This window comes from Chitinophaga rhizophila (assembly GCF_019492185.1).
GTDB classification, from domain to species: Bacteria; Bacteroidota; Bacteroidia; order Chitinophagales; family Chitinophagaceae; genus Chitinophaga; species Chitinophaga rhizophila.
The window spans coordinates 1435862-1449287 of the sequence record NZ_JAICCF010000001.1; the positions used below are offsets into that span (position 1 = coordinate 1435862).

Here is a 13426-nt window from a genome sequence, read left to right on the forward strand (position 1 = left end):
ATATAAGTAAAGGGCTGACTATCGTATAGTCAGCCCTTTACGTTTGCTATAAAGTAATACTTTAACAATATGCTTATAGCTATATGATTTATAATCACTTAGGCATGCATTAATTAGCAACCGATTACTTCAGTTCCAGTACGACGATAGAAGCAGGGGGCAGTTCAGCCACCAGTTGATCGCCTTGTTTCTTAGCGCCATTGAATTTCTCAATACGGATCTTATCAGGCTGCTGGAAAGTGTTTACATCTGTTACTTTTCCGGAAGTCAGTATCTGACCAGTTACTGCTTTCCATTTTACATCCTGCAGGCTGGTAGATATGCTGATCTTCTGGGTAGGATTCAGGTTAACCAGAGAGATATGCACAGCGCCTGTAGAATCCTGGGAAGCCGACACGTTTACGGACGGGATCTTTTCATCACCGGAAGTGTAGGCAGGGCTATTCAGCTGAACCGGCAGATATTGTGCATCATGGTGTACTTTATACAGATCGAACACGTGATATGTTGGCGTCAGCAGCATTTTTTCTTTTTCAGTAAGGATCAGCGCCTGTAATACGTTGATAGTCTGCGCCAGTTCTGCCATTTTCACACGGTCGCTGTGGTTGTTGAAAATATTCAGGGTACTGCCGGCAATCAGTGCGTCGCGCAAGCTATTTTGCTGATACAGAAAGCCTGGGTTAGTACCTGGTTCTACGTTTGTCCAGATACCCCATTCGTCTACAACCAGGGCTACACGTTTTTTCGGATCATATTTGTCCATGATAGCTGAATGTTTGATCACCAGGGAGTCCATGGCCAGACATTTCTTCATGGTAGTGAAGTATTCTTTCTCTGAAAAATTGGTAGCAGAACCTTTGTTATTCCAGGTTAGGGGCACTGTGTAATAGTGCAGGCTTACACCCCACATTTGTCCCAGCGGAATATTTTTCATGATGGTCTCTGTCCAGTTAAAATCATAATCACTAGCGCCGCTGACGATCTTTTTCAGGGGAGCGCCCGGATAGTTACGTGCGTAGGTAGCATATCTTCTGTACTGGTCAGCATAATAGGCAGCGGTCATATTACCACCGCAGCCCCAGCTTTCGTTACCCACTCCCCAGAAGCTTACTTTCCATGGGGCTTCATGACCGTTTTGTTTACGGAGGGCACTCATCGGGCTGATACCGTCGAAGTTCAGGTATTCTACCCACTTAGCCATTTCTTCTACCGTACCACTACCCACATTTGCAGAGACGTAAGGCTCTGTTCCGAGCAGTTCGCACAGTTCCAGAAATTCATGTGTACCAAAGCTATTATCTTCTGTTACACCGCCCCAGTTAGTGTTCACCATTTTCGGGCGCTGATCGCGGGGGCCGATACCATCACGCCAGTGATATTCATCTGCAAAGCAACCACCCGGCCAGCGCAGGTTCGGTATACGGATCTTTTTTAGAGCATCTACTACGTCCAGACGGATACGGTCTTTCTTAGGTACATTCAATGCAGGATCTACCCAGAAACCATCATAAATACAACGGCCCAGGTGCTCAGAGAAATGGCCGTATATATGACGGCTGATCTGGTGATCTGACTTAGGCTGTATTACCAGACTGGCGGTATGCTGTGCTTGCGTGGCAACGGTCCAGCACATTAATAACAGGAAGGACAGCTTCTTCTTCATAATTTAGAATTTATATACAAATTGACTTTGCTGATATTTTGGTGAAGACGTGGAATGCTTGCTAAGATAGAAAAAATAAATGTCAATCATACAACTATTTTAATGCCGCGGTAATGCCTCACTTAACCCGGTGTGCTGCCTCTTTTTTCAGGCCGGGAGACGTGTTCGACCAGCTGGTGGAGGTATCTGTTGAGGCATGGATGTCAGCAGGCGACACGGGAAGTGAAAGCGAGAATTGTGAATGGGTATAGGAAGCCGGCCAGGCAGGCGGAGAACGAAGGTAGCCAGGTTACCCAGGCAGGCACAGTGACTATTGCAGTTAGCTATATGAGATAGTCTGTCAGGCGGAGAACGAAGGAGTCCAGGTCACCCAGGCAGGCACAGTGACTATTGCAGTTAGCTATATAAAATGGTCATTCAGGCGGCGAACGAAGGTAAACAGGTCACCCAGGCAGGAACAGTGACTATTGCAGTTGGCTATATGAAATGGCCAGTCAGGCGGAGAACGAAGGTAGCCAGGTCTCGTAGGCAGGCACAGTGACTATTGCAGTTGGCTATATAAAATGGTCATTCAGGCGGAGAACGAAGGTAGCCAGGTCACCCAGGCAGGCACAGTGACTATTAATACAGCAAACACTCAACACCCAGTCAGGTAAACAATTGATAATTTCAGCAGTCAGGTATACAAAACCGTGAAGAAACTATCGTTATAAAGATATACATGACTGTGTCATGAAAGCAAAGCAAAACCCTTTCCCTGCAAAGATTCTGCAAGATCAGACGTAGCGGGATGCGCAAATGCAGTGTGAGACTGCGATAGATTTTTTTGAAAAAACCCCATAAATATTTTGTGATTTCAAACAATGTTGTACATTTGCAATCCCAATCGCAAACAGCGCGAACGGGAACTACGAAAGTTCTTAATATAAAAGGCGGTTTTAAAAAGCAAATGCTGAATAAAACTTAGACTTTTCACCTGCGGAAGTAGCTCATTTGGTAGAGCACAACCTTGCCAAGGTTGGGGTGGCCGGTTCGAGCCCGGTCTTCCGCTCTTCTCTAAAGTACTGATAACAACTATCGGCCTTTAGCAATCAAGTTCTTAATTATTGACTTCAGTTTACGTAATTCCCGTTATATGAACTGATACATTTACCTGCGGAAGTAGCTCATTTGGTAGAGCACAACCTTGCCAAGGTTGGGGTGGCCGGTTCGAGCCCGGTCTTCCGCTCTTCTTTAAAAGTCCTGGTGTTATGCATCAGGACTTTTTTTATGCCCCTGATAGCCGGCGTATTGCTACCGCACGCTGCTGTTTTCACCGCTTCAACCATCTATCCCTTCCGTCAATAGTTGTAAAAATCGATCTTCCCCCTTCCCATTATCATTCAACAGTTTTTCACCAAATCAGGGTCTGTGTTTTAATCCGGCGTGCTCCCAAAAGGTCACTAAAAGGGCACCTCAATATCCCCGGGATATCCAAGTGCCCTTTTGGTGACCTTTTGATGAAGGAATCATGTGATACATTGACCGAACACTGAGCGCAAACAGCCCCGTTTCTTTGAACAGAAATAGTTATTATTTATCTGCAGAAGTGAGTGAGTGACCAGAAAGCTGGACGGGAGTAAAGGGCAGCTGGCAGTTATTAAATATCGGTGGGAGATTACCAGGCGGAACCATATACATCCGGCGGAGCCGGGAAATAAAAAAGCCTCCCGGGAACACCAGGAGGCTTTACCAATATAATAAATTAGCTTATTTATATTTAGGACTGTACAGGCTACTTTCCGGTACAACTACTTCAGGTTTACCCTGATAGCGATGTTTAAACAGATTATAACATCCGCCTAATACAAAAGACAGCAGGCAGAAGATCGTCACATAAAACAGGAAACGGGAAGATGATACCCAGCTACCGGTAAAGTCATTCTTATTTTCAACAGTATTGTGTTCCATAGCTATTAATTTCGCATTGCAAACTTACGTCATGTCACATAATATTGCAAGTTATTTTTCCAATGTTGAAAAAGTCCGCCGGTTCAGAAAGTAATACCGCCAGATCATAATACCATGAAAGACGCCGGACATCTCCAGCAAACGCTTCTGTGGCAGCCGGTCTTCTGACAGTTTATATTTCTTCCGCCAGCGCAAGTAATCGATATATGCCCGATAGATGGCTTTCATATCGGCGGGTTTTCCCGCCACCAGACTCTTCACCCCTGCCAGTACATCCAGAAAGAAACGTTGGAATAAAACGATCCAGCGGTCAGCCGGATGCAGGTTTTTCCATAACATCATCAGGTTGTTCCTGAAGTTCAGGTATAACTTCCGGGGATTTCCCTGCGGCAGGCTCCCCCCTCCTACATGATACACAATTGAGTCAGGACAGTAACAGATGCGGTAACCGGCTCTTTTCAACCGCCAGCAAAGATCCACTTCCTCCATATGGGCGAAGAAATCTGCATCAAAACCACCTACTTCATGGAAGCAGGACGAACGGATAAACAGCGCAGCTCCAGTGGCCCAGAAAATATCCTGCGCATCATTATACTGTCCTTCGTCTGGTTCTGTTGTATACAGTATCCTTCCACGGCAGAAAGTATATCCCAGGATGTCCATCCATCCTCCGGCAGCGCCGGCATATTCAAATTCCGTCTTATTATGATAGAAACGTAGTTTTGGCTGACAGGCAGCCACATGGTGATCGCGCACCATCTGCGCTACTACCGGCTCAATCCAGCCGGGTTCCACCTCTACATCCTGGTTCAGTAATACGTAAATATCAGCCTTTACATGTTGCAGGGCCATATTATAGCCTCCTGCAAAACCGTCGTTGGTGGGATTCTGTATGATGCCGACCTGCGGAAATTTCTCACGCACAAACGCTACACTATCATCTGTTGAAGCATTATCCGCAACATACAGTTGCAGGTTCCCATAAGTGGACCGGCAGACAGATGGCAGAAACTTTTCCAGAAAACTACGTCCATTCCAGTTCAATATAACAACAGCTACCGATGGTAATACTGACAAAAGCACTCTTTTTCGCGTGAATAATAAATTTTTGCCTTACAAATATGCAACAAATTATAATAGCTTCTGAGTCCACTACACTTATTGCACATTATACTTAATTTAGACGCCAGTATGTTTAAACAGGTTATAGGCTGGAAGTTTGTACTGGTATCCACAGCGGTGATCATCATTGTGGGTACGATCTGGTACGTAAGCAGCATTGCCAGCAAACTGGAAGAAGAAGAAACCAAGAAAGTAGCTACCTGGGTAGCTGCTAACCGGGAATTACTTCAGGCTTCCAATGAGGCCAACCTGAATCTGGCCGTTGAGATTATCACAAATAATACCAGCATTCCCGTTATTATTACAAACGAGAATGGTCATATCATTGATTCCCGCAATCTTGATACGACTAAGCTTGCCCGCAACCCGAAATACATGGAAGAGGAACTGGCTACCTTCAAAGATCAGCACCCGCCATTCATCATGGAGATAGACGCCAAAAACAATCTGTATAATTATATTTATTACGGCGACTCCCTCATTCTGAAACAGGTACGCTACTATCCATATATTCAACTGATTGTCGTAGCCCTCTTCGTGATCATATTACTGGTGGCATTATCTACCTCTAACCGCGCCACTCAGAACCTGCTATGGGTGGGTATGGCCAAAGAAACTGCCCATCAACTGGGCACCCCGCTTTCATCTATCGAGGCATGGATAGAGATACTGAAAGAGCATGAAGGGAATGAAATGGTGGCTACTGAATTACGGAAAGATGTAGACAGGCTGAAACTGATTACAGAACGCTTCTCCAAAATCGGCAGTGTGCCACAGCTGGAAGAGCATAATGTAGTGACGCAGGTAGAAGCTATGGTTACCTACATCCGCAAAAGAGCGCCACAGAAAGTGAAACTGACCATGCATTGCCGGGAAACAGAAATTCCTGTAATGATCTCTCCTTCATTATTTGACTGGGTCATCGAAAACCTGCTGAAAAATGCACTCGATGCTATGGAAGGAAAAGGAACAATAGATTTATATATCGAAAACCACCCCACTCATATCATTATAGATATCACTGATAATGGCAAAGGCATCCCGAAGGCTAACTTTGATAAGGTGTTCAAACCGGGCTTCAGTACCAAAAAAAGGGGTTGGGGACTGGGTTTGTCCCTGGCAAAAAGAATTATTGAAGAATACCATAAAGGGCGGCTAAATGTACGCTGGTCCGAGCTGAACAAGGGTACCACCTTCAGAATTTTACTAAGAAAATAGGCTTTATTGTGAATTAAATTTGTTCGTTATCAAAAACCGATTAATTTTGCACCACTTCAAAGCTGCGGAGGTGGCGAAATTGGTAGACGCGCTACTTTGAGGTGGTAGTGCCTGAAAGGGCTTGGGAGTTCGAATCTCCTCTTCCGCACAGCACTAAAGGAGTTATTTCATTACGAAATAACTCCTTTTTTGTTTTTAAATGGTGGGTGGTTTTTGATAATCAACGACTTTAATACGTTGTGTATATAACAGACAATCTTATTGCAGTATCTCCGCTAGTCGGCTATGCAGTTTATCTCCCCTTAACCCTTTCTCTATAATCTTACCCTGCGGATCAATCAGGAAAGTACTGGGGATGGCCCGAATACCATAATAGGAAGACAATTCATTATTGAATCCTTTAAGGTCAGATATCTGTACCCAGGGCATCTTATCTTTTGCAACCGCTTCCTTCCACTTTGTACGGTTATCATCCAGAGACACGCCTAGCACCGTGAAGTTTTTATGCTTGTACTTGTTGTACGCCTTAAGTACATTAGAATTCTCTGCCCTGCAGGGGCCACACCAGCTTGCCCAGAAGTCAACAAATACATATTTACCCTTAAAATCGGCCAGGCGGACGGTCTTGCCATTAATAGAAGGCATCTCGAAATCTATCATAGGCGCTCCAATCTCACTGCGCTTCAGCAAAGCCAGCCGCTCCTGAAGACGCTTACCAGTCAAGGTTGCTTTTGCTTCAGCAGATAGCTTGTCATACATCGCGGCCACATCTCTATATTCTCCCATGACAGCTGCATTCTCTACCAGGTCAACACTGATAGGGCTGGACGGATGCGCATTAACATAGGCAATATCCTCCTGGTCCAGCAGGTGATCAATAGAATCAATCCGCTGTTCCAGTACGGCTGCTTCTGGCGTACCATTCACCTCATGTAAACGTCCCTGCAGGGCATACATGGCATTCAGCAATGGCTCAAGGTGCGCCCGGTAACTTACATATTCATCCTGTACCGCAGATCCCGTTACCTTACTATCATAAAACGAATCAATCTCTCCATCAATAGTTACATCACCGTTTGCAACAAATAGCTCCTTGTATCCGTTTGGCGTTGATATATATATCTTCTGTGGTTCACTAAGCTGCTTGGTCCAGACAAACCTGCCCTCGGTTGCGCCTATCTTTTCCTGCTGCATGCCTTTCTCATCATACCAGGTGATGTCCAGCGAGTCTTTCAGCCCCCTGATATTACCTGTCAGGGTCAACATGGTAGCCGGCAATACAGCTGCCAGTTTAGCGTCTAATGCATCATCACCTTCACCGCCGCCGCCATATCTGCCAATGATAACGCCATCTTTGTCCACAAGAATCTTAGTTGGCAGGGAATGAATACCATAACGATCACTGAGATCATTAGAATCGGCTTCCCCTTTCATCTTCTTATCCATATCCAGACCTCTCAGTACATGCTTCCACCGGCCAATATCATCTTTGGCAACTGCTTTCTTCCAGGCATCCTCATTCCTGTCATCATCAGAGACGCCCACAATTTCAAAACCACGGTTCTTATATTGTTCATATAGCTTTATCAGATGAGGATTCCCCGCGCGACAAGGCACACACCAGCTGGCCCAGAAATCAATTAGCACATATTTACCTTTATAATCAGCAAGATTAAAGGTCTGCCCGTTAATATCCTGCTTTGCAAACACAAAGGCAGTGCTTCCAGGTGAGCCATTCTTCATATTCTCCAACTCCCCAGCAATGCCTTTCCCATAGCTACTCTCACGAATGCGTGGAGATAACCGGGCGTATACCGCGGCTGCTTCCTGGTAAGGATACCGGGATATACCATAGTTGAGCAAATAGCCTGTTACATATGAGTCAGGATGACTTTTGATAAACTGCTCTTCACTGGCTGCCATTTTCTCCTGGAAAGGCTCCATCTGTGTCTTCAGCTCTTCCAGTTTCTTTTTGTACGATTCAAGCGTTGCTGAATCTTTTTTAGCTTCGGAAGCATCTATATAGGTCTCATTCAGCTGATTATATTGCTGATACAGTTGTGTAAGCTTTGCACGATGTTCCTGCTGCATATCGTCTAACTCACGGAGCTCCTCATTGGACTTCGACCCTTTCAGGACAGCCGCTGTGAGTTGGTCTTTGTCGCCAGTGATGGTCATTTCCCCTGGCTCTATAAATACCCGCGCAGAGCCGTTCTCAGACATAGCCGCTACTCTGTCCAGGTAAAGTACTGCCATGACCGGGTGTGCAAGCGTGCCTTTGAACTGGAAAGATTCATTCTTAAGACGCACACTATCATTGATCATCTTGTCGCCCTCCCCCTGATAAGAAAGATAAATGTACTTGCCGGTTGCTCCCCTGATCTTACCTTTCAATGTAAATGGACCGTTGGCTGCTACTTGCCCGGTAATCAGCATCAGGCCGATCCAATAAACTAAACGTCGTGTCATCATAAAAAACTGATTTGTTTTGATTGCATGTATAACTGTACACCTCACCAGATACCTATGGTCGCACCCGTGAAGCCTATTTATTAAATCCAGGATTCTGCTCTCCTATCTGCGCATTGCGCTGAAATTCCGTTCTTGGTATCGGCAGTATATATTGGTTAATGCTGATGATAGCAGGTCGGATAGACTGCACAGTAGCAAATGGTAGCCGTAAGAGGGCAAACCACTCCTGGCCATCTTCACATATCATGTTCCTGACTGTCTCCTTATAAATTTCTATCAGCATAGCATCTGCGGTCGTTGCATTGTTAACAGCCGTAAAGTCTGTTACACCTGCATGTTCCATTACCGTCCTGAGATAGCCACCTGCTTCTGTTACCGAGCCCCCTGACCGTACAATAGCCTCTGCTGTTAACAGGTAGATTTCTGTCAGTCTGAATACATAACAATGCTCTACTTTAGGACCTATAAACTTGGTAATGCCTACACTTCCTGACATATCTCCCAGCACCCAGTTCGCGCGTGGGTCGCCTTTAAAAATATCCGTCAGCGGCTGTGTAGGAACATAGCCGGGTCCAAAGTAGAAATAAGTATCTGCCTTACTGCGTTGGTTAGGCATTGGCAATATGCCCAGTATGACTTCATTGCTTTCGATTCCCTTGTTTATAAACAACTGGCGCAGGTCAGCTTCCAGGGAATATGGGCTGCCACCCATAAATTCTCTACCAATATTTATGACTTCCTGGTAGTCGCCTGGTTGTGCCCTGTTGATCAGAATCCTTGCCTTAAGCGCTTTCGCTGCCCATTTACTTGCGTAATAGCTGGTATTAGTAGCAGGTGCATTCGCAATAGCGTAATCTACATCCTCCATGATCGCGTCATAGCTTTCTTTTACAGACGAGCGCTGTTTTGAAATGTTATTACTAGTGACAGGCTCCAGTCTGAGTAATGCACCATAGGCACTGTTAATATCGTAGAACTGCCCAAAGTAACTCAACAGGCGATAGTGACCGTATGCTCTTAAAAATCTTGCCTGGCCGAGGATCTCTTTTCTCTTCTGATCACTGATCTTGGCCGGAGGCAGTGCCTCCGTACCTTTGATCACACCATTGGCAGCATTCACCAGCATATAGGAATTGGTCCAGGCAGGAAGTATACTGAAGCTCTCCGCCTGAATAGTGATGTTGGTAAGGTCACCACCACCATAAGGATATTCTACGTAGCCGGATAGTCTGCCGGGGAATATTTCACGATCATTCGCTGTGATAGTACTGGGTACTCCTCTGTCATCCCCACCATTTACGAATCTGTAATAAGCGCCGTTTAATGCTACCTCTGCCCCCTTGAGGTCGAGAATAACATTCTCTTCTACCTTCGACTGATCAGGTAAGGCATTCAATTGTTTATTACATGCATATTGTCCGGCAGCAACGCCCAGTATGATTATATAAGAAAGAATACGTTTCATCTTAAAAGTTTTGCTGTTACAAACCAAAGCGCAGACCTGCTATGAACATCCGGTTAGTCGGATATGAACTGATATCACGTCCTCCGCCAATTACACTCATAGGGTCGTCACTCACTTCAGGATCCAGGCCGGGATACTTACTTACAATGAACAGATTTGTGCCGGATACATAGAATGACAAATCACGGAAGTTCATACGGCGGGTGATAGCCTGCGGTACATTGTAAGAAATGGTAAGTGATTTCAGCTTCAGGTAAGAAGCATCGAATACACTGTTGTTAGAAAGGAAGTTGGTTTCATTGTATAATAGTCTTGGTCTGTCAGACGCAGTATTTGTAGCTGAATAATGATCCAGGATCCGCGTACTTCTGTTAGCAAGGTTATCCACACTCAGGCTGCTTACATCATTCTGCAGGATCAGCTGGTTGCCATAAGAGAATGTTAGCAAGGCTATCAGGCTGAAGTTTTTATAATTGACGGTATTCGTCAGTCCCCCATAGAATGATGGATAACTATGACCGATAATATCGTTTTTCCAGAAGCCGTCCTCTATTTCATATGCCAGGTCGCCTATGTTCAGATAAGGAGAGAATATCTCCCAATAAGGAAACGCTGCTTTATAATCTTCCAGTTGCTTCTGTGTTTTTATCACTCCTTTTGATACACGGCCATATAACTGACCCAACGGACGTCCCTCCTGCACAATACCAGTACCAAGATTGAGGGCATCTCGCTGGTTGGGATCAGAGAACGGCCCGCCATCAATATTTAACACATCCGATACATTACGCGAGATATTTAAGGCAACGTTCCATTTCACATTCCGCTTTTGCAGGATGTCAGTGCGGATATCAAATTCTAATCCGCGGTTCCTGATCTTTGCCAGATTCACTATCATGTTGCTATAGGCTGAACTGGGCGCGGTGGATATATTCAGTAGCAGGCCATCTGTTACTTTCTCATAGTAACCAAACGTACCCCTGATGTGGGAATTGAAAAATGCAAAGTCCAGTCCCAGATCCTTCTGTAAGGTGGATTCCCATTTAATTGCCTGATTACCCAACTGTGATGGAATCAGCGCATTATTACCTGCATAGGCTACTGGCGTATACAAGGTACGCCACAGATGGTCAGCAATAGACTGTGTACCTGTCAGACCAGCGCTGACACGGAGTTTGATCTCATCAATCCATTTCACATGTTTCAGAAAGGCTTCATCAGAAATTCTCCATGCCACAGCGCCGGAAGGAAAGTAACCTACATGATTACCGGGGCCGAACTTAGAAGAAGCATCTGAGCGGCCGGTAAAAGTGAACAGGTACTTATCATATAGCGCGTAGTTGGCGCGCACATAAAAGGATAACAGCGAGTTCTGACTGGAAGGGTCACTACCGCGTACAGATACCGGTACTGCGGCAGAATTGAGATTATTCAGAAACTTATCTTCCGGATATCCACGTCCGGTAGCGGAGAACATACTGGCACGAAACTTCTCCCACGACGTACCGGCTACCATATTCAACCGGTTATTCTCATTGAAGACCTTATTCCATGTGACCGTATTTTCAAAAAAGGAATTGATGGAGTTACTGTACGACTGTGACCCAGTACCACCGCCGGAGCTTTCTCTACCGTAGAAACTACCAATATCCACGTAACTGGGAACATAGTTTAACTGGTGATAGTTACTATAATTGATAGATACAACAGAACGGAACTTCAGATCTTTCAAGATATCATATTCCAATGCCAGCGACCCAAGCAAAGAAACGTTTTTAGCACGGTTAATGCCGGAAGCCACTGCCAGGGGATTCTGAAAACCCTGATAGGCCGTACTGATATTGCCCATATTAGAAAAGGAACCGTCTTCATTGTAGACTTTTTCAGTTGGCGGCGCGTATAATGCCTGACTATAAATCCCATTGGTGATATTGTTGGTAGAGAAGCCGTAGTCAAGATTTGAGATAACTTTCAGTTTACTGTTTATCTCATTGTCCAGACTGATCTTACCGGCTATTCTGTTAAAGTCAGTACCAATCAGCACACCGTCCTGTCGGGTATAGGCAATGGAGGTGTAATACCGTGAGCCTGTACCTCCACCGCGCACAGATACGTCAGCATTATGTGTAAACCCAGTACGAAGTACAAGCCCCAGCCAGTCGGTATCAGCAGTGCCAAAGTAGTTAGGATTGTTAAGAATGCTCGTGGCTGTCTCGTTTGGCGTCATGCCAAGACGGGCACGTTCGTTATTAAGATTCATAGCACCCTCGCGGAAGATCATCTTATATTGCTCAGCATTCAGCACTTTCTCTTTTAACGGCACAGACATACCTGCATAGTAATTACCTTCCAGTTGCGGCTTCTGATTGCGGCTGCCGCGCTTTGTGGTAATGATAACTACACCATTGGCAGCCTTTGATCCATAGATAGCAGTAGCAGAAGCATCCTTAAGAATATCAATGGTTTCAATATCATTAATATTAAGTCCGGCAAGACTGTTAAGGCCACGCGAGAAGGAACCAGACACACTGCTATTGAAGTTATTATTGGAGTAGGTCTCTACTGGATTCACAATCTCAGCAGCATTCTGCACATACCTGTTCTGGATAGTGACAGGTACCCCGTCAATAATATACAGCGGATCGTTATTCCCCATCAGGGATGCGCCACCACGTATACGCATACGCGTAGCGCCCCCGGGAGAGCCATCACTCTGAATAACCTGTACACCGGCAGCCTTACCCACCAACGCCTGATCCAGGCTGGTAAACGGAATGTTCTTCACTTCCTCCTGGTTCACGGAAGCAACAGCGCCAGTAAGGTCTTTTCTTTTAACCACACCATAACCTACTACAACTGCTTCACTCAGGCTGCTGACATTTTGTTCAAGCATTACGGAGAGTGGGAGATCGCGTTTAATAGTCAACTCCTTTGTCTCATAACCCACATACCTGAATATGAGGATATCTCCTGGTTTGGCATTGACGGTAAATGCACCTGCTTCATTTGTTACAATTGTTTTAGCCTGTCCTTTTAACAGGATGCTTACACCCGACATCTTCTCCCCGTTCTTATTGACAACAATGCCTGAAATAGCGGATTCAGCATCGACAGTCTCTGTGCGATTGTTGTCTTCCATAACCTGAGATAGCACTATTGTTTTAGACTCTATCTTATAGGCTATCTGCTGATCTTTCAGTACAACATCCAGGAAACTGCCTAACGGCATTTTTACTGCCGCCACGGAAACGGGTTTGGTTTTAGCCAGTAAGGCTTCTTTACCAAAGACCACATATCCTGTTTGTTTTTCTACTTCCGTAAAGACGGCTTTTAAAGTCATGTTTTTACCGGACAGAGAAATGGACTGGGCATAGGTAGCTCCCTGTATCATCAGCAGGAGTACTACCGTCAGTAAAGCAGCGCGGTTCCTCCTGAAACGATTGCTGACGGCGCTTTTCAGACAGTAGTCGGGAATAAAAGGGCGGCCTGACCTACAGGACAGCCATCTTGCACATTTTTGCATACACTGTTGATTT

The 13426-nt window shown here is 45.3% G+C and carries 8 protein-coding genes and 3 tRNA genes; 5 read left to right on the top strand and 6 right to left on the bottom strand.

The window, feature by feature from the left end:
* Positions 1–124: 124 nt before the first annotated feature.
* Positions 125–1663, bottom strand: a complete 1539-nt coding sequence (locus K1Y79_RS05355) for an alpha-N-arabinofuranosidase (RefSeq protein WP_236059499.1) — start codon at positions 1661–1663, stop codon at positions 125–127.
* Positions 1664–1776: 113 nt separating this feature from the next.
* Here K1Y79_RS05355 and K1Y79_RS05360 point away from each other — a divergent pair, with 113 nt between their 5' ends.
* From K1Y79_RS05360 to K1Y79_RS05370, 3 genes are all read left to right on the top strand, one after another.
* On the top strand, positions 1777–1914 hold the full coding sequence (locus K1Y79_RS05360; protein ID WP_220248967.1) for a hypothetical protein: 138 nt from the start codon (positions 1777–1779) through the stop codon (positions 1912–1914).
* Between the two features lie 727 nt (positions 1915–2641).
* Positions 2642–2714, top strand: a tRNA-Gly gene (locus tag K1Y79_RS05365).
* 104 nt (positions 2715–2818) lie between these two features.
* Positions 2819–2891 (top strand) — tRNA-Gly (locus K1Y79_RS05370).
* Between the two features lie 521 nt (positions 2892–3412).
* On the opposite strand, the gene K1Y79_RS05375 is transcribed toward K1Y79_RS05370, so the two are convergent.
* Entirely contained in the window at positions 3413–3613 is a 201-nt protein-coding gene (locus K1Y79_RS05375) for a hypothetical protein (protein WP_220248968.1), read from the bottom strand.
* Between the two features lie 51 nt (positions 3614–3664).
* Entirely contained in the window at positions 3665–4690 is a 1026-nt protein-coding gene (locus K1Y79_RS05380) for a glycosyltransferase family 2 protein (RefSeq protein WP_220248969.1), read from the bottom strand.
* 114 nt (positions 4691–4804) lie between these two features.
* On the opposite strand from K1Y79_RS05380, the gene K1Y79_RS05385 reads away from it, so the two are divergent.
* Both K1Y79_RS05385 and K1Y79_RS05390 read left to right on the top strand, forming a co-directional pair.
* Positions 4805–5953 (top strand): sensor histidine kinase, encoded by a 1149-nt coding sequence (locus tag K1Y79_RS05385; protein WP_220248970.1) that lies wholly within the window; start codon positions 4805–4807, stop codon positions 5951–5953.
* A 64-nt stretch (positions 5954–6017) separates the two neighbouring features.
* Positions 6018–6101, top strand: a tRNA-Leu gene (locus K1Y79_RS05390).
* A 110-nt stretch (positions 6102–6211) separates the two neighbouring features.
* On the opposite strand, the gene K1Y79_RS05395 is transcribed toward K1Y79_RS05390, so the two are convergent.
* The 3 genes from K1Y79_RS05395 to K1Y79_RS05405 all read right to left on the bottom strand — a co-directional run bounded on the left by K1Y79_RS05395 (position 6212) and on the right by K1Y79_RS05405 (position 13413).
* Positions 6212–8425: a redoxin domain-containing protein gene (locus tag K1Y79_RS05395; protein ID WP_220248971.1), complete on the bottom strand. Its 2214-nt coding sequence runs from the start codon at positions 8423–8425 to the stop codon at positions 6212–6214.
* A 73-nt stretch (positions 8426–8498) separates the two neighbouring features.
* A complete protein-coding gene (locus tag K1Y79_RS05400; RefSeq protein WP_220248972.1) occupies positions 8499–9890 on the bottom strand; it encodes a RagB/SusD family nutrient uptake outer membrane protein in 1392 nt (463 codons plus the stop codon).
* Between the two features lie 16 nt (positions 9891–9906).
* A complete protein-coding gene (locus K1Y79_RS05405; protein WP_220248973.1) occupies positions 9907–13413 on the bottom strand; it encodes a SusC/RagA family TonB-linked outer membrane protein in 3507 nt (1168 codons plus the stop codon).
* Between the last annotated feature and the right edge of the window lie 13 nt (positions 13414–13426).